This is a genomic window from Perlucidibaca piscinae DSM 21586, assembly GCF_000420045.1.
Classification (GTDB): Bacteria; Pseudomonadota; Gammaproteobacteria; order Pseudomonadales; family Moraxellaceae; genus Perlucidibaca; species Perlucidibaca piscinae.
Genome location: NZ_ATUE01000005.1, coordinates 613603 through 637919, shown reverse-complemented (window position 1 = coordinate 637919; position 24317 = coordinate 613603). Strand labels below are relative to the sequence as shown.

Below are 24317 nucleotides of genomic sequence, written 5' to 3'. Positions count from 1 at the left end.
CGAGCCGTTGCGGAAGGCTTCAGCCTAGCAGGCTGACGCGCCCCGTGACGCGCCATAGACCAAGGTCAGGGGTGCCGGGTGCAAAGCGACTGCCGGATTCCGCTCAGATGCCCATGGCGGAAAGCTTGCGCACGGCATCGGAGAGCACGTTGGCAAGCACCGGGTGCTCGACCGCGAAACGGGCCTCCCAGGCCAGCACCTGGTCTTCGAAGGAGGATCCGTCGGCATGTGCCGCCAGCTCGGCTTCGAGGGCGTCAACGGCCCGCTCGAGCTGTGCGCGATGCGCACTGTCCAGGTCCTGGTCGCGCAGGTTGGCTCGCAGCAGCGCAAGCTTTTCGGCGGCATCGTTCAGCGACATGGTCATCTCCCCGGGTCAGTGGCTACACTGCCAGCATACTCCTGTTGCCGATGCCATCACCATGCTGCCGACAGACCGTGTTGCCCGCTTTCGTGAACGCTACCGCGCCGGCATCTCGCCGCGCTATTCCGGCCCGCTGCACGCGCTCTGGGTCGCCGCAGTCGGTGTGTCCGCCATGCTGTTCGCGGCGTCCCGGCTGCACGAGGTGCAGGCACTGGAGTGGCTGGTGCTGCTGCTCGCCCTGCTCACCGGCAATGTCGGCGAATACCTGATCCATCGCCGCCTCGGCCATCGTCTCTGGAAGCCGGCGCGGCTTTTCCACCAGCGTCACACCGGTGACCACCATCACTTCTTCACCGCCGACGCCATGTGCTGGGACAGCCCGCGTGACTGGCGCGTGGTGCTGTTCCCGGGCTGGCTGATCGTCGTCGTGCTGGCCCTGGTGGCGGCACCGGGCGGCTGGCTGCTGGCCTGGCTGGCCGGTGACAACGCCGGCTGGCTGTGGGTGCTGGGCGTAACCGCGACCTATCTGCTCTACGAGACTCTGCATTTCAGCTACCACCTGCCCGAGGACCATGTCGTGCATCGCCGGCTGCCCGGCCTGCGCCGCCTGCGTGCGCTGCACCAGCTGCATCACCGGCCGGAGGAGATGACGCGGACGAACTTCAACCTGACCTTTCCGCTCACCGACTGGCTGGCGGGGACCCTCAAGGAGCCGACGTCGCGATGAGCCCGGTCGTCACCACGGTCAGCCTGCTGGTGCTGTCCAACATCTTCATGACGTTCGCCTGGTACTCGCACCTGCGCACGCTCACGGACAAGCCGCTGTGGATCGCCATCCTGGCAAGCTGGGGCATCGCCCTGTTCGAGTACGCGCTGATGGTGCCGGCCAACCGCATCGGTCACACCGTGCTGTCGGTGGCACAGCTGAAGATCCTGCAGGAAGCGATCACCCTGACGGTGTTCATCCCCTTCCTGGTGCTGTTCATGAAGGAGCCGCTGAAGCTGGACTTCCTGTGGGCAGGCCTGTGCCTGATGGGGGCCGTCTACTTCATGTTCCGAAGCTAGGACGGTTGTTGGTGGCTCGGGGGGAGAGGGGGAAGGGATCCCCGGGACCCTTTCCCCTCTCCCCCCGAGCCACCCACCACGGACAGGTCACATGCGGAAGATGAGGCCCGCCTGCAGGATGGGCAGGATCTCGTAACGCTCGAGGTCATCCTCGATCTTCTTGCGCTCGGAGGCGGTGAAGGTGTCGCAGGCCGCCTGTTCAGGCAGTGTCGGCACGCCGCTGGAATTGGCGGTACGGCAGCGCGCGGAAACCTGGACATCGGCAGCGCCCGAATACATGGCACCCGCACTGAAGTGATAGCCCAGCCCCGGCTTGTCGATGGGCGTTTCCCAGCCCACGGTCAGCGCTGGCGCGATCGACTTAACGAAGTCGCCTGACACCGTCATCGAGGTGACGACGTTGCCGGCATTGCCGGAGAGGTTGCTGGCACGCAGTGCGAAATCCGTGTCCTGGTAGATCACCCCGGCCGAAACCCGGAAGTGGCCGCCGAAGGGCGCCCAGTTCAGCATCACCTGCGGATTGCTGAGGCGGATGTCGCCATCGTAGGTGCCGTCGTCGGTCTCGACGTTGCGCACGCTCTGATCCATGAAGGTGTAGCCCGCCGACACGGCCAGGTACTGGTTGAAGCCCCATTGCACGGTGGCGCCGTAGCCGGCCAGACCCGCCTGCGGCACCAGCGCGAAGGTATCGGCGACGGCAGGAGCGGACGACAGCGCGGCGGCCAGCGCCAGACCGGACAGGATGTTGCGGGAACGCCACATGATGCATCTCCAGACAGAACGGCAAAGACGCTAGCCTAGCACGCCCGCCAAGGCGATCCGATGACAGCCGACCCGCTGAAACAGGCCGCTCATGCCACGCCCGACCAAATATCAATAAATTTGGATATTGTCGGCAAGGCCCGCTATACTGCCGGTCTTGCCCCGCGATCGAGGGGCGCTGCAGCGCGTGCCGGCTTCGATGCCGACCTCGCGTCAGGCTCGATCGCCTCCTCTTCCAACGGCGCCCGTTCGCTCCGGAGACACTCCTGATGAACGCATCTGTGAAAACCGCCTTCACCGACTTCAAGGTCCGTGACATCGCCCTCGCCGACTTCGGCCGCAAGGAAATCATCCTCGCCGAAGCCGAAATGCCGGCCCTGATGGGTCTGCGCCGCAAGTACGCGGCCAGCCAGCCGCTCAAGGGCGCGAAGATCATCGGCTGCATCCACATGACCATCCAGACCGCCGTGCTCATCGAGACGCTGGTCGCGCTGGGTGCCGAGGTGCGCTGGTCGTCGTGCAACATCTTCTCGACCCAGGACCATGCCGCCGCCGCCATCGCTGCCGCCGGCATCCCGGTGTTCGCCTGGAAGGGCCAGACCGAAGAGGAGTTCTGGTGGTGCATCGAGCAGACCGTGCTCAAGGACGGCCAGCCCTGGGACTGCAACATGATCCTCGATGACGGCGGCGACGCCACCGCCATCATCCACGACAAGTACCCGCAGATGCTCGACCGCATCCACGGCATCACCGAAGAGACCACCACCGGTGTCATGCGCCTGATCGAGATGGCCGCCGCCGGCCGCCTCAAGGTGCCGGCCATCAACGTCAACGACTCGGTGACCAAGTCCAAGAACGACAACAAGTTCGGCTGCCGCCACTCGCTCAACGACGCCATCAAGCGCGGCACCGACATGCTGCTCATGGGCCGCCGCGCCCTGGTCGTCGGCTATGGCGACGTGGGCAAGGGCTCGGCCGCCTCGCTGCGTCAGGAAGGCATGATCGTGCGCGTCACCGAGATCGATCCGATCTGCGCCATGCAGGCATGCATGGACGGCTACGAGGTCGTCTCGGCCTATACCGACGGCGTGGTCACCGGTCGTGACGAGGACATCAACCACCGCCTGCTCGGCGAAACCGACCTGCTGGTGACCACCACCGGCAACATGCACGTCTGCGATCCGGCCATGCTGCGCGCGCTGAAGAACGGTGCCGTGGTCTGCAACATCGGCCACTTCGACACCGAGATCGACACCGCCTGGATGCGCAGCCACTGGGCCTGGGAAGAGGTCAAGCCGCAGGTGCACAAGGTCTACCGCATCGGCAAGGGCGAGGCCATCGATCCGGTCAGCCCGAACTACCTGATCCTGCTGTCGGAAGGTCGTCTGGTGAACCTGGGCAACGCCACCGGCCACCCGTCACGCATCATGGACGGCTCCTTCGCCAACCAGGTGCTGGCGCAGATCCATCTCTATGCCGAGCGTTTCGCCGATCTGCCGGCTGACCAGAAGGCGGCGAAGATCCGTGTCGAAGTGCTGCCCAAGAAGCTCGACGAGGAAGTCGCTGCTGCCATGGTCGTCGGCTTCGGCGGCGTGCTGACCCGACTCACCGACGCCCAGGCCGCCTACATCGGCGTGTCGGTCGACGGTCCGTTCAAGCCCGAGAGCTACAAGTACTGACCATGAGCCACTTCAGCATCGAATTCTTCCCGGCCAAGACCGACGTCGGCGCCGAGAAGCTGCGCGAGGTGGCGCGTCGCCTTGGCGCCCTGGGTCCCGAGTTCTTCTCGGTGACCTATGGCGCCGGCGGCTCGACGCGTGACCGCACGCTGGGCACGGTCAAGGATGTGCTGGCGCTGGGCTACGACGTGGCCCCGCACCTGTCCTGCATCGGCGACAGCAAGGCCGAGATCGGCGAACTGCTCGACCTGTACCGCTCACTGGGCATACGCCGCATCGTGGCACTGCGCGGCGACCTGCCCTCGGGCATGGGGCGCGGTCTCGGCGAGCTGCCGTTCGCCGCCGATCTGGTGCGCGCCATCCGCGAGCGTCATGGCGACCATTTCCACATCGAGGTGGCAGCCTATCCGGAAGCGCATCCGCAATCGGCCGATCTGGCGACGGACGTGAAGCACTTCGTGGCCAAGGCCCGCGAGGGTGCCGACAGCGCCATCACCCAGTACTTCTTCAACGCCGACTGCTACTTCCATTTCGTCGATCGCGTACGCGCGGCCGGCTGCGACATCCCGGTGATTCCCGGCATCATGCCGATCACCAACTTCGCCAACCTGGTGCGCTTCTCGGATGCCTGCGGCGCCGAGATCCCGCGCTGGATTCGCAAGCAGGTTGCCGCCTACGGCGACGACAGCACCAGCATCCTGCAGTTCGGCGAGGACGTGATCACCCGGCTCTGCCAGCAGCTGCTCGACGGTGGTGCACCGGGCCTGCACTTCTACAGCATGAACCAGACCGAACCGACGCAGGCGCTGTGGCAGCGTCTGGGACTGTCGGCAGGCTGAACGACTGGCCAGCACCGGCCTTCACCGGTGCTTGTCCGGCCTGCCGCGCTCTGCTATTCAGATACCCGGTTCCCGGGAGTCTGCACTGGTGTCTTTCCTGTTCCTCTGGCGTCAGAGACGCCCTGCGCTGGCCACCGGACTGCTGGCCCTGTTCCTGCTCGGCCTCGGCGGCTGCGTGAGCCTGCCGGATGACCCGCCGCCGCCGCCCTTCCTGACCGGTCCTCTGCAACTTGCCAGCGGTGACAGCCTGAGCAGCACACCGGTGGTCAGGGTGCCGTCACGCACACGGTACGCCTCGGTGGCCAGCCGCGCGCCCTTCTACGGCCTGATGCTGCAGGCGGAAAAACGCCGCGCCACCGCCCCGTTCGGGGAGTTCGTGCTGGCCGAACGGCTGCCGCTGGACACCGTGGCCGCGCGCCTGTTCCGCGAGGAAGCCAGCACCGCCTGGGTACTGCCCGGCCGCTGGCAGGCCCGGGGCACGCACCGGGTCTATCTCGACATCCAGGACGTGATCGTGTTTGCCAAGGATGTCCGCAACACGCGCTGCGAGCCTCTGGTGATGCTGCGCGCCAGCGTGGTCGATGCCAGCAACCGTCGCCTGTGGCACAGCGGTCTGCTCAACAACCGCCCGGATGACCGCATCAACCACGACTGCCTGCGCCTGGAGCACGACCGGGCCTATGCCGCCGAGGCCATCACGGCAGCCACCCGGCAGGTGATGCTGGAGCTGGCAACGAGGATGCGCCCATGAACCGTCATGCCCAGGGCCGCATCCGACTGGAACGGGCGGTCTGCGGCAAGGCAGCGTTCGCGCTGGCCCTGCTGCTGCCGGCCGGCATCACCAGCGCCGATATCGCGGCCACGGCACCTGCCTCGCCGGCTCCATCACTGACGCTGCAGCAGGTTGCCGAGCGCCAGGCCACACCGGAGGCCGGCACCGGTCGCTACCCGCTGAGTGTCGCCGAGGCCGGCGCCAAGCTCGTGGTCAGCGCACACCCGCTGGCCACCGAGACGGCCGTGGCCATGCTGCGCCGGGGTGGCTCGGCGGTGGATGCGCTGATCGCCGCGCAACTGGTACTGGGGCTGGTCGAGCCGCAGTCGTCGGGGCTGGGTGGTGGCGGCTTCCTGCTGCATGCCCGCGCCGGCACGGTGACCAGCCTCGATGGTCGCGAACGCGCCCCTGCCACGGCCACCCCCGAGCGCTTCCTGGGCGCGGATGGCCAGCCTCTGGCCTTCGATGCCGCACTGGCGAATGCGCGTGCCGTTGGCGTGCCCGGCCTGCCCGCCCTGCTCGGCGAAGCGCATGCGCGCTGGGGGCGTCTGCCCTGGGCCGAGCTGCTGGCACCGGCGATTGCACTCGCCGAACGCGGCGCCCCGGTCTCTGATCGGCTGCACAGGCTGAGTGCCGCTGACCGGCTGCTGGCCGCCCAGCCAGGCACGCGCCGGCACTTCTTCGACGGCGCCGGCAAACCCTGGCCGGTCGGCCATGCGCTGCGCTGGCCGGCACAGGCGGGGCTGCTGCGCACGCTGGCACGCGACGGCGCCGGGGCCTTCTACCGGGGTCCGCTGGCGGCATCGCTGGTGCAGGGCCTGCAGGCCGCTGGCAGCGACCTGACCCTGGACGACTGGTCCGGCTATCGCGTGCGGGCGCAACCGGCACTGTGCCTGGCGCTGGGCAGCTGGCGCGGCTGCTCGACGCCGCCACCGTCGGGCGGACTCACCGTGCTGCAGGGTACTGCGCACTGGCTGGCCGCCGAGGCGCAGGCACAGGGCGCAACCCGGCTGACACCGCATCTGCGCCATGGCGACCTGCCCGCTGCCAGCCTGCACCGCCTGCTGGAAGCCGAACGGCTGGCCTTCGCCGACCGCCAGCGCTACAGCGCCGATCCGGCCTCGGTACCGGTGCCCGTGCAGAGTCTGATCGCCGACGAGTATCTGGCTGACCGTGCCCGCCTGATCGGTCCGCTGCGCCTGCCCCGGGTCGAGGCAGGTAGGCCGGCGGGTGCCGTGCTCGCCGCCACCGACCGGCAGCTCATCGAGTTCGGCACCACGCATCTGGCGGTCGCCGATGCCACGGGTGACTGGGTGGCGTTGACCAGCTCCATCGAGGACGCCTTCGGCAGCCGGCTGATGATCAACGGCCTGCTGATGAACAACCAGCTCACCGACTTCAGTTTCGCCCCCGTGCAGGACGGGCTGCCGGTGGCAAACCGGGTGCAGCCCGGCAAGCGTCCGCGCAGCGCGATGTCACCGGTGCTGGTGCTGGATGGCGACGGCCGGCCGCTGCTCAGCCTGGGCTCGCCTGGCGGCAGCCGCATTCTCGGCTTCAACACGCGCCTGCTCAGCGCCTGGCTGGCCGGCCTGCAGGATGCCGGGGCGCTCGTGCAGCTGCCGCACGCCCTGAGCCGCAACGACCGCAGCGAGGTCGAGCCGGGACTCTCCGCCAGTCTGCGCGAGGCTCTGGGAGCGCGCGGGCACCGCCTGCAGGTCGGCGAGATGACCAGTGGCAGCAGCGTGATTCTGCGCCTGCCCTCCGGTAGGCTGCAGGGAGCCGCCGACCCGCGCCGCGAAGGCCGCGCTGCCGGCCTCGATTGACCTGGTCAGGACCTCACGATGTCGTCAGCACGCCCCATACTTTCCGGCCTTGTCGCCGGCCTGGCCCTCGCCGCCGCGCTGGCCGGTCCGCTGCAGCCCTGGTCAGACCAGGTGCTGCCGGTCACCAGCCTGATCGGTACCTTGTTCCTGAACGCGCTGAAGATGGTGGCACTGCCGCTGATCGTGACCACCCTGATCGCCTCGCTGGGCGGGCTCAGGCAACCGCCGGGACGCCTCGGCGGCATCGCGCTGGCCTGCTATCTGGCCAACACGACGCTGGCCATCGCCGCCGGCCTGCTGATGGCCAACCTGCTTACTCCGGGCCTGCGCAGCAGCGTGGATGTCGCCGCGCTGCTGGCCAGCCCGGCCAGCGGGCTGCCCGAAGCCACCGCACATGGCTGGGAAAGCGCGCTGCTCCTGCTGGTGCCCGGCAACCTGACGCAGGCGGCGGCGCAGGGCAATCTGGTTGCGCTGGTGCTGGCCGCCGTGATGCTGGGTCTGGCCCTGCGCCTGCTGCCGGACGATCTGCGCAGCCTCCAGCACCGCTTCTGGGAAGGCCTGCAGCAGATGCTGATGACGATCACGCTGTGGGTGCTGCGTGTGGCGCCGCTTGGCGTGTTCGCCCTGGTCACCAGCAGCGCCAGCCAGCTCGGCTGGTCGGTGCTGACGCCGCTGCTGTGGTTCATGGCCACCGTGCTGCTGGCGCTGCTGCTGCACGCGGCGGTCAATCTCGGTCTGGTGCTCTGGCGTCTGGCCCGGGTATCCCCGGTGGAACATGCGCGGGCGATGAGCCCGGCCCTGTGGATGGCGTTCTCGACCGCCTCGTCGGCGGCGACCCTGCCGCTGACCCTGAGCTGCCTGAACGAGCGCGCCCGCGTGTCGCCGCAGGTCACCGGTCTGACCGTGCCGCTGGGTGCCAGCCTGAACATGGATGGCACCGCGCTCTACGAGTGCGTGGCGGTGCTGTTCATCGCCCAGCTGCTGGGTGCCGACCTGGGCCTGGGTGAGCAGCTGGTGATCGTGCTGATGGCACTGGCGACCTCGACCGGCATGGCCGGCATCCCCGCCGCCAGCCTGGTCGCCATCGCGCTCATCCTCGACCAGCTCGGCCTGCCGGCCGAAGCGCTGGCGCTGCTGCTGGTCACCGACCGACCACTGGACATGCTGCGCACCACGGTCAATGTCTGGAGCGACTCGGTGGCCGCGCGCGTGGTGGCGCGTTACGCCGACCGACGCTGACGGGTCACTTCGGCGCGAAGCCGCGAATCACGCCGACCAGAGCCTGACGCTCGTCAGCCGTCAGTGTCTTCTCGAATGCCGGCATCGCTCCCGGACCGCGGTTGATGGCACGCAGGATGCGCTCGTCGCCGTGACGACGCTGCCAGTCGGCATCGCTGAAGGCCGGGGCGAAGTACAGGTAGCCGCGCCAGGTGTCGGCATTGCCGGTGGCACCGTGGCAACGCGCGCAATGCTGCTCGTAGAGTGCCGGGCCATCCGCAGCCGCCAGTGCCGGGGCCGCCAGCACGAGGCCGGCGCACAGGGTCATCCATGTCTTCATCGCATTCTGCTCCTTGGGCAACGCGGCCTGTGCCGCTGATCCGGCATGGTGCCTGCTGACCGCCGGCGGCGGCAACAAAATTGCCTGCAGGGCCGGCACGCAGCGCTTACTATTCCAGCTTCCGTGGCCTGATGTCCTGCCGACCATGAGCAACCACCTGATTGCCGCCCGTGACCTGCGTCATGTCTGGCACCCCTGCACCCAGATGCACGACCACGAGCGCCTGCCGCTGGTGCCCATCCGCCGTGGCGAGGGCGTGTGGCTGGAAGACTTCGACGGCCGCCGCTACCTCGACGCCATCAGCTCCTGGTGGGTGAACCTGTTCGGTCATGCCCATCCCGACCTGAACGCGGCACTGCGCGCTCAGGCCGAGACCCTAGAGCACGTCATTCTGGCCGGCTTCACGCACGAGGCCATCGTCGAACTCAGCGAGCGCCTGGTCGCGCTGGCACCGCCAGGACTCAACAAGTGCTTCTACGCGGACAACGGCAGCTCCGGCATCGAGGTCGCACTCAAGATGAGCCTGCATGCCTGGCGCAACCAGGGCCGGACGACCAAGACCCGATTCGTGTCGCTGGAGCAGAGCTATCACGGCGAGACCGTGGGTGCGCTCGGCGTCACCGACATTCCGCTGTTCTCGGACACCTACCGGCCCATGCTGCAGCCGCCGCTGCGTGCGCCCTCGCCCGGGATGCGTCGCGCTGGCGAGTCCTGCGTCGACGCCGCCACGCGCTGCCTGAACGCCATGGATGACCTGCTGGCACGTCATGCCCACGAGGTCGCTGCCGTCATCATCGAGCCGCTGGTGCAGGGCGCGGCCGGCATGCGGATGCATCATGCGTCCTACGTGACCGGACTGCGCGCGCTCTGCGACCGCCATGGCGTGCACCTGATCGCCGACGAGATCGCGGTCGGCTTCGGCCGCACCGGCACCCTGTTCGCCTGCGAGCAGGCCGGCATCACACCGGATTTCCTGGTGCTGTCCAAAGGGCTGACGGCGGGCTATCTGCCGATGTCGGTGGTGATGACGACGGATGCCGTCTACGACGTGTTCTACGACCGCTACGACACGCTCAAGGGCTTTCTGCACTCGCACAGCTACACCGGCAACGCCCTCGCGGCACGCGTGGCGCTGGCCTCGCTGGACCTGTTCGCACGCGATGACGTGATCGTGCGCAACCGGGAGCTGTCACGCGTGATGGCCGAGGCGCTGGCGCCGCTGCGAGATCACCCGCACGTGCTGGAGGTGCGGCAGACCGGCATGATCGCGGCCGTGGAGCTGGTGCGTGACAAGGCCAGCGGCACCCCGTTCGACTGGCGCGAACGGCGCGGGCTGGCGATCTTCGAGGCGGCCCTGAGGCGCGGTCTGCTGCTGCGACCGATCGGCAGCGTGGTGTACTTCATGCCGCCCTACATCATCACGCCCGAGCAGATCCGCTGGATGGTGACAACGGCCATCGCGGCCATCGATGACGGGCTGGCGGCACCGGCCACGCCGTTCAGCGAGACCGGGCCGGCGATGGCCTGAGACACATCCGGAGACTTTCCATGACCCGCCTCTACGTGCCCCTCCCTCTCGTCACCGGTGATCACCTTGACCTGCCGGAGGATGCCGCGCATCACTGGACACGCGTGCTGCGTGCCCGCATCGGCGACACCGCCGTGCTCTTCGACGGCAGCGGCAGCGAAGCCGATGCCACGCTCGACGAGGTCAGCAAGCGTGGTGCCCGCGTGCTGATCGGTGCGGTGCGGCGACCGGCCATCGAGTCACCGCTGCACACGCACCTGGGCCAGGTCATGTCCAAGGGTGACCGTCTCGATTACGCCTTGCAGAAGGCGGTGGAGCTGGGCGTCAGCGAGATCACGCTGCTGACCAGCGAGCGCTGCGAGCTGCGCCTGCGCGGCGAGGAGCGCGCCGACAAGAAGCTGTCGCACTGGCAGCGCGTGCTGATCAGTGCCTGCGAGCAGTGCGGGCGCAACACCCTGCCGCTGCTGCACGGCCCGATGGACATCGCCGACTGGCAGCGCCAGGTGCAGGCCGGACAGAAATGGGTGCTGGCACCTGCCGTGAGCGGCGGACCGTCAGCGGGCGGGCCCTCGCCAGGCTCGGTGGCGCTGCTGATCGGTCCCGAAGGCGGACTCACCGCGGCCGAGATCGCCAGCGCGGAGGCTGCCGGCTTCCGGCCCTGGCAGCTCGGTCCGCGCGTGCTGCGCACCGAGACCGCGCCCGTGGCGGCGCTGGCCGTGCTGCAATGGCTGCATGGCGACGGCCGACCGGCGGACATGGCCCCCGGCTGAGTTCAGTAGGTGTAGCTCATGCCCAGCGTGAGCTCGTACTGCTTCATGTCCAGCGTCAGCATCTGGTCGCGCTCGTCGACCCCGGCATCCACCAGCTCGTCATTGGAGGCCAGGCTGACCCGGCTGAGCGGGTTGCGGCCCTTGACCGGGTTGCTGGGGGCATACATCAGGCTGAGATCGAAGCCCAGGCGCTTGCTGGCCTGCCAGGACGATCCCAGGGTGTAGTGCTTCTCGACCACGCCCGGTGCCAGCAGGTTGAACAGCGTCTCGCTGGACGGAATCGGCTGGCGGGTCTGGCTGTAGCCGGCACGCCAGGCCCAGTTGCCCTGGCGCAGCTGGTAGCCGACCTTGTAGACATCGATGTCCTGCCAGCCGAAGCCGGGGCCGTTCTTCGCGCCCAGACAGGCCGCGTTCTCGCTGTTGTCACCCAGCAGGCGCGGCAGCGCGCAGTCACTGACGAAACGCTCCGGGTTCAGGCGACCGCCCACCGAGGCGATGTCGTTGAAATCGATGCGCTGGTAGTCGAACAGGATCTTCTGGTTGGCCGTGGGCTTGAGCGCGATGCCGGCATTCCAGTTGGACGGCACGTCAAAGTCGCCACGCTCGGCGAACAGGCCCTCGTACTCGCGGAAGCGCGACATGTAGACACGCGACTGCCAGGAGGCGCCGACATCCAGCCAGGACAGCGGACTGCCGAACACGCCGAAGCGGACACCGGCACCGTAGGAGAAGTCAAAGCCCTTGTCCGAGACCCGGTCCGGCGAATTCGAGAAGCGCGCGAAAGCCGCCAGGCCCTTGGCCTCGAAGCGTTGCACGGCAAGCAGGGGCGACACGCCCAGCGACCATTCCGGCGTCACCTTGTAGGACAGGTTGGGCGCGACAAAGAGCTGGATGAGATCCACCGAGGCGGTGCCGTTGCTGTTGCCGCAGAAGCCCAGGAGATCCGCGTTGCCCTGCTGCGGTGCGCCACCACCGTACAGGCCCTGGCAGCGCCCCTCGGTGGGCGCGGAGCCGAAGAGCTGATCCACCAGCCCGACGGACGAGTCGGCACCGGCGAAACGCGCGGAGGCATCCTTCTCCTTGTAGACCGTGTTGAGACCGCCATTGCCATAGATGGCAAGACCGGCGTGCACGCGATCGCTGACCGGCGCCACCCAGGCGAAGCCGGGAATGGCAAACAGGTTGTGCTGGCTCTCGACCTTGCCCTCGCCGATCTCGACGATGCCGAGATCCAGCGCGCCGGTCCGTGACGGACCGGCCTCGACCTCGCGCAGGGGCACGAACAGGCTGAGATTGGCATCCCAGCGGCTGCCCAGACGCGCCGAAGCCGCCGGATTGACCGTGATGGCGAGAGCATCCTCGGCCATGGCCGTGCCGGCACCCCCGAGGGCGCGCTGGCTGGCGCTGTAGCCATGCGCGAAATAGCCGTTGGTGGCATGCGCCGCCAGCGGCAGCAGCAGCATGGGCAACAGACCGGCGCGCAGGACGCGGCGGCGAATGGCGGGCGTGGCAATGGATCGTGTCACGTCGGTTCTCGCAAAGGGTTCTGGCGCGCAAGCCTATCCAAGCTGGCGCCAATGGCTAAATACGATTCGGTTATGGCCCTATGCCATTCGGCTATAAGGCCGGTCAGCCTGCACTGGCGAAGACATGCGCCTTGCGCGGGTGCAGCCAGAGCGTGTGCCCGGGCACCAGATCGGCATCACCGAGCTCGTCACGCGACGACAGCTCCACCTCCAGCAGACGGTCGCCACGCACCAGGTCCAGCTGCCAGCGCGGACCCACGGCACGGATGTCGCGCAAGGTCGCCGGCTGACTGCCGGCGATGTCCTGATGCGACAGGCTCCAGTCACTGGGACGCACATAGGCCACGCCACCGCCATCCTGCAGATGCCCTGCCGGCAGCTGCCAGCCCAGCAGGTCGGCACGGCCACCGGCGATCTGCGCGGGCAGCTTGTTGGCCTGACCGAGGAACTCGACCACGAACGGCGTCGCCGGCTGGTGGTAGACCTCGGCCGGCGTGCCGACCTGCTCGATGCGGCCCTTGTTCAGGACCACCACGCGGTCGGCCACTTCCAGCGCCTCCTCCTGGTCATGGGTGACGAACACCGAGGTCACATGCAGTTCGTCATGCAGGCGACGCAGCCAGCGCCGCAGCTCCTTGCGCACCTGGGCGTCGAGCGCGCCGAAGGGCTCGTCGAGCAGCAGCACGCGCGGCTCCACAGCCAGCGCACGGGCCAGCGCGATGCGCTGGCGCTGGCCACCGGAGAGCTGGCTGGGGTATCGGTCGGCGAGCCAGTCGAGCTGCACCAGCTGCAGCAGCTCATGGACCTTGGCACGGATCACGGCGTCGCTGGGGCGCTGCTTGCGCGGGCGCACGCGCAGACCGAAGGCGACGTTCTCGAACACGGTCAGGTGACGGAACAGCGCGTAATGCTGAAACACGAAGCCGACCTGGCGTTCGCGCACCGGGGTATCGGTGGTGTCCTCGCCATGGAAGGCGAGACGACCGCTGTCCGGCGTTTCGAGGCCGGCGATGATGCGCAGCAACGTGGTCTTGCCGCAGCCCGACGGGCCCAGCAACGCGACCAGCTCGCCGCTGGCGATGTCGAGATTGACGGCATCCAGGGCCTGGAAGGCACCGAACTGCTTGGTGATGGACTCGATGGCAATGCTCATGCCTGTTTCTCCTGAATCGTCGGGGTGAGGGCCAGGGGGCCGCTCTCCTGGTAACCGCTGGCCTGGGCCGCCAGCTCGGCCTGCATGCGCCACTCCACCCAGGACTTCACGGCCAGGGTCACCAGTGCCAGCAGGGCCAGCAGCGTCGAGACCGCGAAGGCCGCCACGAACTGGTACTCGTTGTAGAGAATCTCGATATGCAGCGGCATGGTGTTGGTGAGGCCGCGAATGTGACCGGACACCACCGATACCGCACCAAACTCGCCCATGGCGCGTGCGTTGCAAAGGATCACGCCATAGAGCAGACCCCACTTGATGTTGGGCAGGGTCACGCGCAGGAAGGTCTTGAGGCCGCCGGCGCCGAGCGTGATGGCCGCCTCCTCCTCGTCCGAACCCTGCGCCTGCATGAGCGGAATCAGCTCGCGCGCGACGAAGGGGAAGGTCACGAACAGGGTGGCCAGGACGATGCCCGGCACGGCGAACAGGATCTTGATGTCGTTGTCCATGAGCCAGGCACCAAAGGCGCTGTGCACGCCGAACAGCAGCACGAAGACCAGACCGGCGATCACCGGCGACACCGCGAACGGGAGGTCGATCAACGTGATCAGCAGTGACTTGCCGCGGAACTCGAAACGCGCGATGGCCCAGGCGGCGGCAATGCCGAACACCACGTTGACCGGCACCGCGATGGCAGCCGCGAGCAGGGTCAGGCGGATCGCCGACCACGCGTCAGGATCATCAAAGGCCGCCAGGTAGGCACCCCAGCCCTGGCGCAGCGCCTCGGTGAAGACCGCCACCAGCGGCGCGAACAGGAACAGCGCAAGAAACACGAATACGGTCAGCAGCAGCAGCACGCGCACCCACAGCGGATCCTGCAGGGCGGCACTGCGCTTGCCGGGAACAGCAACCAGGGACATCTCAGACTCCTCGTCCGCCGCGCTGGCGAACCCAGGCTTGCAGCGAATTGATCAGCAGCAGCAGCACGAACGAAATCACCAGCATCACGGCGGCGATGGCCGTGGCCCCTTCGTAGTTGTACTGCTCGAGCTGGGTGACGATCAGCAGCGGCGCGATCTCCGACACCAGCGGCATGTTGCCGGCGATGAAGATCACCGACCCGTACTCGCCGATGGCACGCGCGAAGGCCAGCGCGAAGCCGGTGATCAGGGCAGGCAGCACCGCAGGCCAGATCACTGCCCTGAAGGTCTGCCAGCGCCCGGCACCGAGGCTGGCCGCCGCTTCCTCCAGCTCGCTCTCGAGATCGGCCAGCACGGGCTGCACGGTGCGAACCACGAACGGCAGGCTGATGAAGGTCAGCGCCACGACAATGCCGGTGGGCGTGAAGGCGACCTGGATGTCATGCGGCGCCAGCAGGCTGCCGAACCAGCCGTTGGGGGCATACAGCGCGGTCAGGGCGATGCCCGCCACCGCCGTCGGCAAGGCAAATGGCAGATCGACCAGGGCATCGACGAGACGGCGCCCCGGAAACGGGTAGCGCACCAGCACCCAGGCCACCAGAAAGCCGAAAAAGGCATTCAGCAGCGCCGCGATGAAGGCGGCACCAAAGCTGACCCGATAGGCAGACAGCACGCGCTCCGAAAAGATGATGTCGACAAAGGCCTGCCAGGTCATGCCCGCGGTCTTGAGGAACAGACCGGCGAGCGGAATCAGCACCAGCAGGCTCAGGTAGGCGACGCTGTAACCCAGGGTCAGGCCGAAGCCCGGCAGCACGCGTCGGGGCGTGCGCCGGGCCGGGGATGTCACGGACATGGGACGATCCTCGACTGTGCGGGGGCCTTAACGGCCGCCCGCCTTGAAGATCTCGTCGAACACGCCGCCATCGGCGAAGTGCTTCTTCTGCGCCTGCTGCCAGCCGCCGAAGAGACCGATGTCGAAGAGCTTGACCTGGGTGAACTGGCGGGCGTACTTCGCGGCCACCGCCGGATCACGCGGACGGTAGTAGTTCTTTGCCGCGATCTCCTGGCCCTCCGGGCTGTACAGGTACTCGAGATAGGCCTTGGCCACCGCCGTGTTGCCCTTCTTCGCCGCGACGCGGTCCACCACGGCCACCGGCGGCTCGGCGAGAATGCTCACCGACGGCACCACGATATCGAACTTGTCAGGCCCCAGCTCCTTGGTCGCAAGGAAGGCCTCGTTTTCCCAGGACAGGAAGACGTCACCGATGCCACGCTCGGTGAAGGTGGTCAGCGCACCACGGGCACCGGTATCCAGCACCGGCACGTTCTGGAACAGGCGGGTCACGAACTCGCGCGCCTTGGCCTCGCTGCCACCCGGCTGCTGCTGGGCGTAGCCCCAGGCGGCGAGGTAGTTCCAGCGGGCGCCGCCGGAGGTCTTGGGATTCGGCGTGACCACCTTCACGCCCGGCTTCACCAGGTCATTCCAGTCACGGATCTTCCTGGGGTTGCCCTTGCGCACCAGGAACACGATGGTCGAGGTGTAGGGCGAGCTGTTGTGCTTGAACTTCGACTGCCACTTGGGGTCCAGCAGCTTCGCCCGTTCCGAGATGACGTCGATGTCGTAGGCCAGCGCCAGCGTGACCACGTCGGCATTGAGGCCGTCGATCACCGAGCGCGCCTGCTTGCCGGAACCGCCATGCGACTGGCGAATGGTGACCGTGTCACCGGTCTTCTGCGCCCACTGCCTGGCAAAGGCCGCATTGTATTCCTGGTAGAGCTCGCGGGTCGGGTCATAGGACACGTTGAGCAGCGTGATGTCCTTGGCAAAGGCCGGCACGGCCAGCACGGTGGACAGAAGCGCGGCGGCAAGGCCGGTACGGGTGAACGACATGATGAACTCCAGTGGCATGAATGTCTGAGGTAATGGCGCCATGCTAGCGAGCCCGGAGAAAATCAATAAAGAATATTAATTCATATTGTAATTTCTTAAAGGAATATAAAGATCAGAGATTGCACGCACCTCTTATATTCCATATGGAAATATCATAATGAATTAATAGTATTTTTAATCCTGTAAACGCTGCGTCAGCATCCACTCCGTCACCAGTCATCTGATCACGGAGCATCCACATGTCAGTCATCCATCTCTTCCCTCAGCCGCACCTGAAACGCCATACCCCGCGCCTTCTGGCACTCGCCGTGGCGCTCGCCGCCGTGCCCGCCGCCGCCCAGGCCAGCGAGACCGATCTGAGCGCGGCAGAACAGCGCGTGCAGGAGCTGGAGCAGCGCCTGCTCATCCTCGAGCGCAAGCTGGAAATCCAGAACGAGGAAGTCGCCGCCAAGACCAAGGAAGCACCGGTGGTATCCGCCGGCGAAAGCGGCTTTGGCATCAAGAAAGGCGACTATGAAATCAAGTTCAGTGCCTTGGCACAGGCCGACCTGCGTACCTTCCTTGGCGATGACCCGGTCACCGCAGGTACCTCAGGCAAGCTTCAGGACGGCTTTCTGCTGAGACGCGTACGTCCGACCATCTCCGGCAATCTCGGCAAGCTGGTGGCATTCCGCTTCACACCGGAACTTGCCGGCTCCGGTCTGGGTGACGTCAGCGGCAGCAACAGCATTGTCGACGCCTATGTCGATCTGAAGTTCTCGCCCAAGGCCTCCGTGCGCGTCGGCAAGCAGAAATCACAGGTTGGCATCGAACGAATTCAGTCCGGTGGCGCCCTGCCCTTCATCGAGCGAGGCCTTACCACCGAGCTGGTCCCCAACCGCAACCTCGGGGTATCGGTGTTCGGCGAACTCGCCAACCAGACCGTCAACTACTCGCTGGGCGTGTTCAACGGCACTGCGGATGGCCGCGAAGTGAACAGCGCCGATGATGCCCGCAAGGAACTGGAAGGCCGCCTCTTCTTCTCGCCGTTCAAGAATGCCTACAGCCCGCTCTCCGGTCTGGGCTTTGGCGTGGCCGCGACGTATGGCAACAAGAAGGCCTCCGATGGCAACACCGCCAGCGCCAACAACACGCTGCCGCGTTACCGCTCGTACGGCCAGAACCAGTTCTTCGGGTATGAAACCGGCGTCATTGCCGATGGCAAGCACACCCGTCTCGCCCCGCAACTCAGCTTCTACAAGGATGCCCTCGGTCTGGTCGGCGAATACGTGATCTCGGAACAGGAAGTGCGTCGCGGCGCGGCCGGCCCTGTCAAGGAGATCCGCAACGATGCCTACACGCTGACCGGCACCTACGTGCTCACGGGCGAGGACGCATCCTTCAGTGGCGTCAAGCCGGGCAGCCCGTTCGTGCTCGGGGGCGATGGCTGGGGTGCTTTCGAGCTGGCAGCACGCATCGGCAATCTCGATGTGGATGATGATGCCTTCACCGGCACCAACGCGACCCGCCTTGCCAACCCCGATGCCAGCGCCAGCGAAGCCCGGCATTACGGCGTCGGCCTGAACTGGTACCTGAACCGCAACGTGAAAATCTCCACGGATTACAACGAAACCCGTTTCGATGGCGGTGCCGCTGCCGGCGCGGATCGCGACAAGGAGCAGGCCCTGTTCACCCGCGTCCAGCTGACCTACTGATCCGTTCACCGGTTCGTTACCAGGCCGCCCGACAGGCGGCCTTTTTTTGCGAGAACACCGATGTCTGCCGCAATCGACTACGACAGCCACCCGCTGCCTCCGCAACGCACATCGGCGCCGCGCAGCAGTGATCATTTGCGTGATCCGCGCTGGTGCCGCTTCCGGCGCCTGGTGGTGCCGGGCTGGAACAATTCCGGGCCCACGCACTGGCAGAGCCGCTGGCAGGACCTGGCGCCCGATCTGGTTCGCGTGGAGCAGGAGGACTGGGTGCGTCCGGACCCCGGCAGCTGGATCGCCAATCTGGACGCTGCCATCTCGGCGTCACCCCAGCCGGTGGTGGTGATCGCGCACAGCCTGGGCTGCATCGCGCTTGCGCACTGGGTGCGGGAGACCGGCGGCCGTGGCGTTGCGGCGGCACTGCTGGTGGCACCGGCCGATGTCTCGCGACCGGGGGGCAACCCGGCGCTGCTAGGGTTCGCGCCGGTGCCGCTGGACTACCTGCCGTTCGCGAGCCGGGTGGTGGCATCAGACGATGACCCCTGCTGCAGCGTGTCCCGCGCCACCGAATTTGCCGCACGCTGGGGCAGCGATCTGGTGGTGATCCCGCAGGGCGGTCACCTGAACGCGGCCAGCCGGCTTGATGACTGGCCACTGGGCCAGCTGCTGCTGCACGACCTGGTCTGGCGCCAGCGCCTGCAACCGGCATGACGCGACGCATGACCGCGACGCGGGGTTGAGGCATGATCATGGCCATCCCCGACCCTGACGCCGCGACGAGACTTTCCATGTGCCAGCTGCTGGGCATGAGCGCCAATGTGCCCACCGACATCTGCTTTTCCTTCACCGGCTTCCGCCAGCGTGGCGGCAGCACCGACCACCACGCTGATGGCTGGGGCATCGGCTTCTTCGAGGATGCCGGCTGCCGGCTCTTCATCGACACCGAAGCCAGCAGCCACTCGCCGATCGCGGCACTGGTGAGCGCCTACCCGATACGCTCCACGCAGGTCATCGCACACATCCGCAAGGCCACCCGGGGCGTCACGCGCCTGCAGAACACCCACCCGTTCCAGCGCGAGATCGGCGGCCGCTACTGGCTGTTCGCGCACAACGGGGATCTTGCCGACTTCGTGCCGCGACCGGGCCCGGTGACGCCGGTCGGTGACACCGACAGCGAGGCGGCCTTCAGCCATCTGCTCAACGCGCTGCTCGCCGAGTGTCCGGACGGGCGTCCCGACGAGGACACGCTGATGCGGTTGCTGGCACACGAAGCCGGACGCATCGCCCGGCACGGCACCTTCAACTTTCTGCTCTCGAACGGCGACTGGCTGATCGCGCACTGCTCGACCCTGCTGACCTGGATCCAGCGCCGTGCGCCCTTCTCGGTCGCGCACCTGGCCGACGACGACCTCAGCGTCGACTTCCGCGAACACACGGGAACGGATGACCGGGTGGTGGTGATCGCGACCGCGGCCCTGACCGACAACGAGGCCTGGACGCCGGTGGCGCCAGGCACGCTGCTGCTATTCCGGCAAGGCGAACTGGTCCGTCAGCTCAGCACGACAGCGGATGCTGACCAGACTGCCACGCCCAGCCTGCGCGCGGAAACGTAGACGGCCATCGGGCAGACGCGCTACCGCGTCGGAGACCGCTCGCACGCCCCAGCCACGGCCGCTGAGCAGGCTGCCGGCCAGGGGCTCGGGCCGGCGCTGACCACGGCCGTCATCGGCCACCCGCAGCTGCAGTCCGTCACCACGCTGGCGGGCATCCACCACCACCTGCAGGCGCTCGGGCTTGCCGGCAGCCAGCCGCAGTGCCGGCAACTCGCCGCCATGCACCAGGGCATTGCTGAGCAGATGCGGCAGCACGTCGATGAGAAAGTCGGTATGCACCAGCCAGCCGGCCTCGATGCGCAGGCTCAGGCTGGCTGCCTGACCCGACTCCCGCGTCAGCGCTGCGAAACCCTCGCGCAGGGCCTGACGCAGGTCATTGAGGGAGAGCTGGTCCAGACGCTGCTGCTGCTCCGGCGTGGTCGCCAGCCAGGGCGAGACCGTCTCGTGCCAGGCAGCGAAGTCCTGCAGCGAGTGCTCACGGTCATCGCGCAGCACGTCCTCCTCAAGGCGATGCAGCGTGCGCGCCAGCTCCTCGGCCTGCAGGGTCAGCGCAGCGCCCTTGAGCGTATGCAAGGCCAGTTTGAGCGGTGGACGCGCCTGCGCATCACCAGCCAGCCAGCGCGGCCAGAGGCTCTCGATACGTGCCGCCAGCCGGCGTGTCTGCTGGCGGAAGAGAAGTCGCAGGGTGCTGTCCATGATCCGCGTCGCTGCCTGTCGTGGCCGGTCAGAGCGTGGCTGTGCCGAGATGCGGCCAGGCATCCCAGATCAGCTTGCTGCCGACCAGCAGGGTGAGCACCTCGAAACTGCGCTTGACCAGACCGCTGCCGTGCCGGTGCGCCAGATGCGCGCCAAGGTAGCCGCCGAGAAAGGAGCCCAGCAGCAACGCCGGCAGCCAGTCCCAGCGCACCGGCGCCTGCAGCGCCAGAAACCAGGCGCCGGTGCCGTTCCAGAACATGCCGACGAGAATCAGCGTGTAGGTGACCGCCCGGGTGTAGTCGAGGCCGAACCAGCGCACCAGCCAGAGGGTCACGAACAGGCCGGTGCCGGACGTCAGCGAGCCGTTGAGCACGCCGATGACGAACAGCACGACGCCGCCGATCAGCAGGCCGAGCCGGTCGGTATGGCGGATGTCGCGCTCGCGACCAAGCTGCGGACGACGCCACGAGTAGGCACCCAGACTCAGGGTCAGCAGCCCCAGCGCCAGCCGCGCCCAGGCATCCGGTACCAGCAGGATGAGCTGGGTACCGAGCCAGACGCCAGGCAGGCCGGCGGCCAGGATGAAGGCAGCGAAGCGCCACTGGATGGGTTCGGCACGCAGGTGCCGCAGGGTGGCACCGACGCCCAGCGCGACACTCGCGATCTTGTGGGTGGCCAGCGCCACCGGGAAGGCCAGACCGAGGAACAGAAGCACCGGCAGCTGCAGCAGTCCGGCACCGCCGCCGGCCAGCGACGACAGGGTGTTGGCAACCAGCGAGAGCAGAAACAGCAGGCCCTGCTCGCTCCAGCCGGTCATCGCGACGTCCTGCCCTGGCGCCGGGCTGATCGCATGTCAGGCCTTCTTGCGCGCGCGGTTGCTGATCAGCGTGCCCATGCCCTCGTCGGTGAAGACTTCGAGCAGGCAGGCGTGCGGCACGCGGCCGTCGATGATGTGCGCCGACTGCACGCCGCCCTTCACCGCGTCCAGCGCGCAGGCGATCTTGGGCAGCATGCCGCCGTAGATGGTGCCATCCTCGATCAGCGCATCGACGTCCTTGGTGGTGAGACCGGTGAGCACGTTCTTCTGCTTGTCCATCACGCCCGGGATATTGGTGAGCAGAATCAGCTTCTCGGCCTTCAGGGCCTCGGCGACCTTGCCCGCCACCAGGTCGGCGTTGATGTTGTAGGAGGCACCGTCGTCACCCACGCCGACCGGCGCGATCACCGGAATGAAGTCGCTCTTGAACATGAGTTCAAGCACGTCGGTCTTGATGCCGGCAACCTCGCCGACCTGGCCGATGTCGACCTGCTCCATCACGCCCTGCTCGTTCTTGCGATCCAGCAGCATGCGACGGGCACGGATCAGGTTGGCGTCCTTGCCGGTGAGGCCGATGGCGCGGCCGCCATTGAGGTTGATCAGATTGACGATGGACTTGTTGACCGAGCCGCCGAGCACCATCTCGACCACGTCCATGGTCTCGGCATCGGTAACGCGCATGCCGTCGATGAACTGCGACTCCTTGCCGATGCGCTTGAGCAGATCGCCGATCTGCGGGCCGCCACCATGCACGACGATGGGATTCAGGCCCACGGTCTTCATCAGCACGATGTCACGCGCGAAGGAGTGTTCCAGCTCCGGCTCGGTCATGGCGTTGCCGCCGTACTTGACCACCACGGTGGCACCGGCGAAACGCTGGATGTAGGGCAGCGCCTCGGTCAGCACCTTGGCGATATTGAGGGCGGCATCGTGGGTCAGGGCCATGACGGGTCTCGCGTTTGAAAATGGAAAGGGTTAGTGGCGGCCGGAGCTGCCGAAGCCGCCGGCTCCCCGCTCCGAGGCATGGAACTCGTCGACGATCTCGAACTCGGCCTGCACCACCGGGACCAGCACGTACTGCGCCAGCCGCTCGCCGGGCTGCATGACGAAGGCCTGGCTGCCGCGATTCCAGCACGACACCATGAGCTCGCCCTGGTAGTCGGAATCGATGAGGCCGACCAGGTTGCCGAGCACGATGCCGTGCTTGTGACCGAGACCCGAGCGCGGAAGGATGAGACCGGCGTAGTTCGGGTCGGCAATGCAGATCGCCAGGCCGGTGCGGATCAGCACGGTGTCACCGGGGTTCAGCGTCAGCGGTGCATCCAGCAGCGCACGCAGATCCAGGCCGGCGGAACCGTCGGTGGCATAGCTGGGCAGCGGGAACTCGCGACCCAGGCGGTCATCGAGGATTTTCACTTGCAGGGATTTCTTCATGATCAGGGAATGGCCTGGCAGGAATCAGAGTTGTTCGTCGGCGTGACGGGTCTGGCTGGGATCACCCGGTGCCGGGGCATGACCGGCACTCTCGGAGGCCGGCAGCCGTGCTGCCAGCAGGCTCACCAGCTGGCGCGCGATCTGCGTCTTCGAGGCCTTGGCCAGCTCGGCACGACCGACACCGGCGGGCAGTGCGGCATCCGGCCAGAACACCACCATGGCATTGTCGTCGCTCTGGAAGCCGATGTCGCTGCGGGACACGTCATTGCAGGCGATCAGGTCCAGGCGCTTGCGCGCCAGCTTGTCGCGGGCATAGTCCTCGACGGCATGGGTCTCGGCCGCGAAACCCATGACCAGCGGACGATCGGCGCGCGCGGCGATGCTGGCGACGATGTCGGGATTGCGGATCAGCGTCAGCTCCAGGGTATCGTCCTTGTCACCTTTCTTGATCTTCTGTCCGGCGACCCGGGCCGGACGGTAGTCGGCCACTGCCGCCGTGGCGATGAACACGGTACGGGCGCTGCCGACACGGGCCACCGCCTGCGTGACCGCCGTTTCGCTGGCGGCGAGCAGGTCGCAGGCACTGGTGATGTCAACACGCTGCACCCGCTCCGGCGTCGGCAGATGCACCGGGCCGGCGATCAGGGTGACTCGGGCGCCGGCTTCGCGGCAGGCCTCGGCAAGGGCGAAGCCCATCTTGCCGGAGCTGTGATTGCTCAGATAACGCACCGGATCCAGCGCCTCGCGGGTGGGGCCGGCGGTCAGCACGACCTCGACGCCGGTGAGCTGCCCGGACTGGAACTGGTCGGCGCACAGCCCCGCCAGCTCGACCGCCTCGAGCAGGCGCCCTGCCCCGACATCGCCACAGGCCTGCACGCCCGCACCGGGACCGAACACCGCCACGCCACGCTGGCGCAAGGTGTCGAGATTGGCCTGCGTGGCCGGATCGGCCCACATCTGCTGGTTCATCGCCGGTGCCACGGCCTTCTTGCCGGCGGCAGCCAGCCAGCAGGTGGTGAGCAGGTCATTGGCAATGCCTTGGGCCAGACGCGCGATGGCATCGGCAGACGCCGGTGCGACCAGGAACAGGTCCGCCCAGCGTGCCAGCTCGATATGCCCCATCGCGGCCTCTGCCGTCGGATCAAGCAGATCGACGTGCACCGGATTGCCGGACAGAGCCTGCAGGGTCAGCGGCGTGATGAAGGACTGCGCAGCCTCGGTCATGACGACCTGCACCTCGGCACCGGCGTCGCGCAGGCGACGGATCAGCTCGGCACTCTTGTAGGCCGCAATGCCTCCGGTGACACCGAGCAGAATGTGCTTGTGGGTGAGCCGTGCCAGCATGCGAAGACTCCGGATCGGGTCTATACCTTGAATAGCTGCGAAAGATACCACGCCGGCCTGTCCGGGGAGCTGTCAGCC

General features: G+C 67.2%; 25 protein-coding genes and 1 riboswitch. Of the genes, 12 read left to right on the top strand and 13 right to left on the bottom strand.

The window, feature by feature from the left end; all coding sequences use genetic code 11:
• Positions 1 to 103: 103 nt before the first annotated feature.
• Positions 104 to 358, bottom strand: a complete 255-nt coding sequence (locus F595_RS0103150; RefSeq protein WP_169446927.1) for a DUF4404 family protein — start codon at positions 356 to 358, stop codon at positions 104 to 106.
• Here F595_RS0103150 and F595_RS0103145 point away from each other — a divergent pair.
• Together F595_RS0103145 and F595_RS0103140 are read left to right on the top strand one after the other, a co-directional pair.
• Positions 357 to 1088, top strand: a complete 732-nt coding sequence (locus tag F595_RS0103145; protein ID WP_022955419.1) for a sterol desaturase family protein — start codon at positions 357 to 359, stop codon at positions 1086 to 1088. The genes F595_RS0103150 and F595_RS0103145 overlap by 2 nt on opposite strands.
• Positions 1085 to 1426, top strand: coding sequence for a DMT family protein (locus F595_RS0103140; protein WP_022955418.1), 342 nt, complete (start codon positions 1085 to 1087; stop codon positions 1424 to 1426). The genes F595_RS0103145 and F595_RS0103140 overlap by 4 nt, the downstream gene beginning before the upstream one ends.
• 87 nt (positions 1427 to 1513) lie before the next feature.
• Here F595_RS0103140 and F595_RS0103135 read toward each other — a convergent pair whose 3' ends face one another.
• Positions 1514 to 2188, bottom strand: coding sequence for a hypothetical protein (locus F595_RS0103135; protein ID WP_022955417.1), 675 nt, complete (start codon positions 2186 to 2188; stop codon positions 1514 to 1516).
• Positions 2189 to 2352: 164 nt separating this feature from the next.
• Positions 2353 to 2442: riboswitch (S-adenosyl-L-homocysteine riboswitch) on the top strand.
• A gap of 15 nt (positions 2443 to 2457) precedes the next feature.
• Between F595_RS0103135 and ahcY the strand changes: the two genes are divergently transcribed.
• From ahcY to F595_RS0103110, 5 genes are all read left to right on the top strand, one after another.
• On the top strand, positions 2458 to 3867 hold the full coding sequence (gene ahcY / locus F595_RS0103130; protein ID WP_022955416.1) for an adenosylhomocysteinase: 1410 nt from the start codon (positions 2458 to 2460) through the stop codon (positions 3865 to 3867).
• A 2-nt stretch (positions 3868 to 3869) separates the two neighbouring features.
• On the top strand, positions 3870 to 4706 hold the full coding sequence (gene metF / locus F595_RS0103125; protein ID WP_022955415.1) for a methylenetetrahydrofolate reductase [NAD(P)H]: 837 nt from the start codon (positions 3870 to 3872) through the stop codon (positions 4704 to 4706).
• 88 nt (positions 4707 to 4794) lie between these two features.
• Positions 4795 to 5457 (top strand): hypothetical protein, encoded by a 663-nt coding sequence (locus F595_RS0103120; protein WP_022955414.1) that lies wholly within the window; start codon positions 4795 to 4797, stop codon positions 5455 to 5457.
• Positions 5454 to 7301: a gamma-glutamyltransferase family protein gene (locus F595_RS0103115; protein WP_022955413.1), complete on the top strand. Its 1848-nt coding sequence runs from the start codon at positions 5454 to 5456 to the stop codon at positions 7299 to 7301. Before F595_RS0103120 ends, F595_RS0103115 begins: the two co-directional genes overlap by 4 nt.
• 18 nt (positions 7302 to 7319) lie before the next feature.
• Positions 7320 to 8540 carry a dicarboxylate/amino acid:cation symporter gene (locus F595_RS0103110; protein WP_022955412.1) on the top strand — a complete coding sequence of 407 codons (1221 nt, stop codon included), beginning with the start codon at positions 7320 to 7322 and terminating at the stop codon, positions 8538 to 8540.
• A 4-nt stretch (positions 8541 to 8544) separates the two neighbouring features.
• Here the strand turns inward: F595_RS0103110 and F595_RS12490 are convergent, their stop codons facing one another.
• Positions 8545 to 8859, bottom strand: coding sequence for a c-type cytochrome (locus F595_RS12490; RefSeq protein WP_022955411.1), 315 nt, complete (start codon positions 8857 to 8859; stop codon positions 8545 to 8547).
• 145 nt (positions 8860 to 9004) lie between these two features.
• Here F595_RS12490 and F595_RS12485 point away from each other — a divergent pair, with 145 nt between their 5' ends.
• Complete coding sequence (locus F595_RS12485) at positions 9005 to 10387, top strand: adenosylmethionine--8-amino-7-oxononanoate transaminase (protein WP_084682801.1); 1383 nt, start codon at positions 9005 to 9007, stop codon at positions 10385 to 10387.
• Between the two features lie 20 nt (positions 10388 to 10407).
• On the top strand, positions 10408 to 11157 hold the full coding sequence (locus F595_RS0103095; RefSeq protein WP_022955409.1) for a 16S rRNA (uracil(1498)-N(3))-methyltransferase: 750 nt from the start codon (positions 10408 to 10410) through the stop codon (positions 11155 to 11157).
• 2 nt (positions 11158 to 11159) lie between these two features.
• On the opposite strand, the gene F595_RS0103090 is transcribed toward F595_RS0103095, so the two are convergent.
• From F595_RS0103090 to F595_RS0103070, 5 genes are all read right to left on the bottom strand, one after another.
• On the bottom strand, positions 11160 to 12683 hold the full coding sequence (locus tag F595_RS0103090) for an OmpP1/FadL family transporter (protein WP_022955408.1): 1524 nt from the start codon (positions 12681 to 12683) through the stop codon (positions 11160 to 11162).
• A 103-nt stretch (positions 12684 to 12786) separates the two neighbouring features.
• Positions 12787 to 13836 (bottom strand): sulfate/molybdate ABC transporter ATP-binding protein, encoded by a 1050-nt coding sequence (locus tag F595_RS0103085; protein ID WP_022955407.1) that lies wholly within the window; start codon positions 13834 to 13836, stop codon positions 12787 to 12789.
• Positions 13833 to 14753: a sulfate ABC transporter permease subunit CysW gene (gene cysW, locus F595_RS0103080; RefSeq protein ID WP_022955406.1), complete on the bottom strand. Its 921-nt coding sequence runs from the start codon at positions 14751 to 14753 to the stop codon at positions 13833 to 13835. The genes F595_RS0103085 and cysW overlap by 4 nt, the downstream gene beginning before the upstream one ends.
• 1 nt (position 14754) lies before the next feature.
• The gene (gene cysT / locus F595_RS0103075; protein WP_022955405.1) at positions 14755 to 15606 is read right to left on the bottom strand and encodes a sulfate ABC transporter permease subunit CysT; all 852 of its coding nucleotides are present in this window, start codon (positions 15604 to 15606) and stop codon (positions 14755 to 14757) included.
• A gap of 27 nt (positions 15607 to 15633) precedes the next feature.
• Complete coding sequence (locus F595_RS0103070) at positions 15634 to 16644, bottom strand: sulfate ABC transporter substrate-binding protein (RefSeq protein WP_156873777.1); 1011 nt, start codon at positions 16642 to 16644, stop codon at positions 15634 to 15636.
• A 239-nt stretch (positions 16645 to 16883) separates the two neighbouring features.
• On the opposite strand from F595_RS0103070, the gene F595_RS0103065 reads away from it, so the two are divergent.
• From F595_RS0103065 to F595_RS0103055, 3 genes are all read left to right on the top strand, one after another.
• Positions 16884 to 18338 (top strand): porin, encoded by a 1455-nt coding sequence (locus F595_RS0103065; RefSeq protein ID WP_022955403.1) that lies wholly within the window; start codon positions 16884 to 16886, stop codon positions 18336 to 18338.
• Between the two features lie 60 nt (positions 18339 to 18398).
• On the top strand, positions 18399 to 19046 hold the full coding sequence (locus tag F595_RS12480) for an RBBP9/YdeN family alpha/beta hydrolase (protein WP_022955402.1): 648 nt from the start codon (positions 18399 to 18401) through the stop codon (positions 19044 to 19046).
• A 77-nt stretch (positions 19047 to 19123) separates the two neighbouring features.
• Positions 19124 to 19948 (top strand): class II glutamine amidotransferase, encoded by an 825-nt coding sequence (locus F595_RS0103055; RefSeq protein WP_022955401.1) that lies wholly within the window; start codon positions 19124 to 19126, stop codon positions 19946 to 19948.
• Here the strand turns inward: F595_RS0103055 and F595_RS0103050 are convergent.
• Genes F595_RS0103050 through coaBC form a run of 5 tightly spaced genes read right to left on the bottom strand, consistent with a single transcriptional unit; the run spans position 19859 to position 24236 of the window.
• Positions 19859 to 20644: an Hpt domain-containing protein gene (locus tag F595_RS0103050; RefSeq protein WP_022955400.1), complete on the bottom strand. Its 786-nt coding sequence runs from the start codon at positions 20642 to 20644 to the stop codon at positions 19859 to 19861. The genes F595_RS0103055 and F595_RS0103050 overlap by 90 nt on opposite strands.
• A 28-nt stretch (positions 20645 to 20672) precedes the next feature.
• Complete coding sequence (locus tag F595_RS0103045) at positions 20673 to 21461, bottom strand: sulfite exporter TauE/SafE family protein (protein ID WP_022955399.1); 789 nt, start codon at positions 21459 to 21461, stop codon at positions 20673 to 20675.
• A gap of 36 nt (positions 21462 to 21497) precedes the next feature.
• Positions 21498 to 22406: an acetylglutamate kinase gene (argB, locus tag F595_RS0103040; RefSeq protein ID WP_022955398.1), complete on the bottom strand. Its 909-nt coding sequence runs from the start codon at positions 22404 to 22406 to the stop codon at positions 21498 to 21500.
• A gap of 30 nt (positions 22407 to 22436) precedes the next feature.
• Positions 22437 to 22895: a dUTP diphosphatase gene (gene dut, locus F595_RS0103035; RefSeq protein WP_022955397.1), complete on the bottom strand. Its 459-nt coding sequence runs from the start codon at positions 22893 to 22895 to the stop codon at positions 22437 to 22439.
• A 24-nt stretch (positions 22896 to 22919) separates the two neighbouring features.
• Entirely contained in the window at positions 22920 to 24236 is a 1317-nt protein-coding gene (gene coaBC / locus F595_RS12475; RefSeq protein WP_084682818.1) for a bifunctional phosphopantothenoylcysteine decarboxylase/phosphopantothenate--cysteine ligase CoaBC, read from the bottom strand.
• Positions 24237 to 24317: the final 81 nt, after the last annotated feature.

Coding starts and splice junctions, on each gene's coding strand:
- F595_RS12485 (WP_084682801.1), top strand. CDS start 9,005: ATGAGCAACCACCTGATTGCCGCCCGTGACCTGCGTCATGTCTGGCAC.
- F595_RS0103095 (WP_022955409.1), top strand. CDS start 10,408: ATGACCCGCCTCTACGTGCCCCTCCCTCTCGTCACCGGTGATCACCTT.
- F595_RS0103115 (WP_022955413.1), top strand. CDS start 5,454: ATGAACCGTCATGCCCAGGGCCGCATCCGACTGGAACGGGCGGTCTGC.
- argB (WP_022955398.1), bottom strand. CDS start 22,406: ATGGCCCTGACCCACGATGCCGCCCTCAATATCGCCAAGGTGCTGACC.
- F595_RS0103055 (WP_022955401.1), top strand. CDS start 19,124: ATGTGCCAGCTGCTGGGCATGAGCGCCAATGTGCCCACCGACATCTGC.
- F595_RS12490 (WP_022955411.1), bottom strand. CDS start 8,859: ATGAAGACATGGATGACCCTGTGCGCCGGCCTCGTGCTGGCGGCCCCG.
- F595_RS0103110 (WP_022955412.1), top strand. CDS start 7,320: ATGTCGTCAGCACGCCCCATACTTTCCGGCCTTGTCGCCGGCCTGGCC.
- dut (WP_022955397.1), bottom strand. CDS start 22,895: ATGAAGAAATCCCTGCAAGTGAAAATCCTCGATGACCGCCTGGGTCGC.
- F595_RS12480 (WP_022955402.1), top strand. CDS start 18,399: ATGTCTGCCGCAATCGACTACGACAGCCACCCGCTGCCTCCGCAACGC.
- metF (WP_022955415.1), top strand. CDS start 3,870: ATGAGCCACTTCAGCATCGAATTCTTCCCGGCCAAGACCGACGTCGGC.
- F595_RS0103085 (WP_022955407.1), bottom strand. CDS start 13,836: ATGAGCATTGCCATCGAGTCCATCACCAAGCAGTTCGGTGCCTTCCAG.
- F595_RS0103045 (WP_022955399.1), bottom strand. CDS start 21,461: ATGACCGGCTGGAGCGAGCAGGGCCTGCTGTTTCTGCTCTCGCTGGTT.
- F595_RS0103150 (WP_169446927.1), bottom strand. CDS start 358: ATGTCGCTGAACGATGCCGCCGAAAAGCTTGCGCTGCTGCGAGCCAAC.
- F595_RS0103065 (WP_022955403.1), top strand. CDS start 16,884: ATGTCAGTCATCCATCTCTTCCCTCAGCCGCACCTGAAACGCCATACC.
- F595_RS0103070 (WP_156873777.1), bottom strand. CDS start 16,644: ATGTCGTTCACCCGTACCGGCCTTGCCGCCGCGCTTCTGTCCACCGTG.
- ahcY (WP_022955416.1), top strand. CDS start 2,458: ATGAACGCATCTGTGAAAACCGCCTTCACCGACTTCAAGGTCCGTGAC.
- cysW (WP_022955406.1), bottom strand. CDS start 14,753: ATGTCCCTGGTTGCTGTTCCCGGCAAGCGCAGTGCCGCCCTGCAGGAT.
- F595_RS0103050 (WP_022955400.1), bottom strand. CDS start 20,644: ATGGACAGCACCCTGCGACTTCTCTTCCGCCAGCAGACACGCCGGCTG.
- F595_RS0103140 (WP_022955418.1), top strand. CDS start 1,085: ATGAGCCCGGTCGTCACCACGGTCAGCCTGCTGGTGCTGTCCAACATC.
- F595_RS0103135 (WP_022955417.1), bottom strand. CDS start 2,188: ATGTGGCGTTCCCGCAACATCCTGTCCGGTCTGGCGCTGGCCGCCGCG.
- F595_RS0103145 (WP_022955419.1), top strand. CDS start 357: ATGGTCATCTCCCCGGGTCAGTGGCTACACTGCCAGCATACTCCTGTT.
- cysT (WP_022955405.1), bottom strand. CDS start 15,606: ATGTCCGTGACATCCCCGGCCCGGCGCACGCCCCGACGCGTGCTGCCG.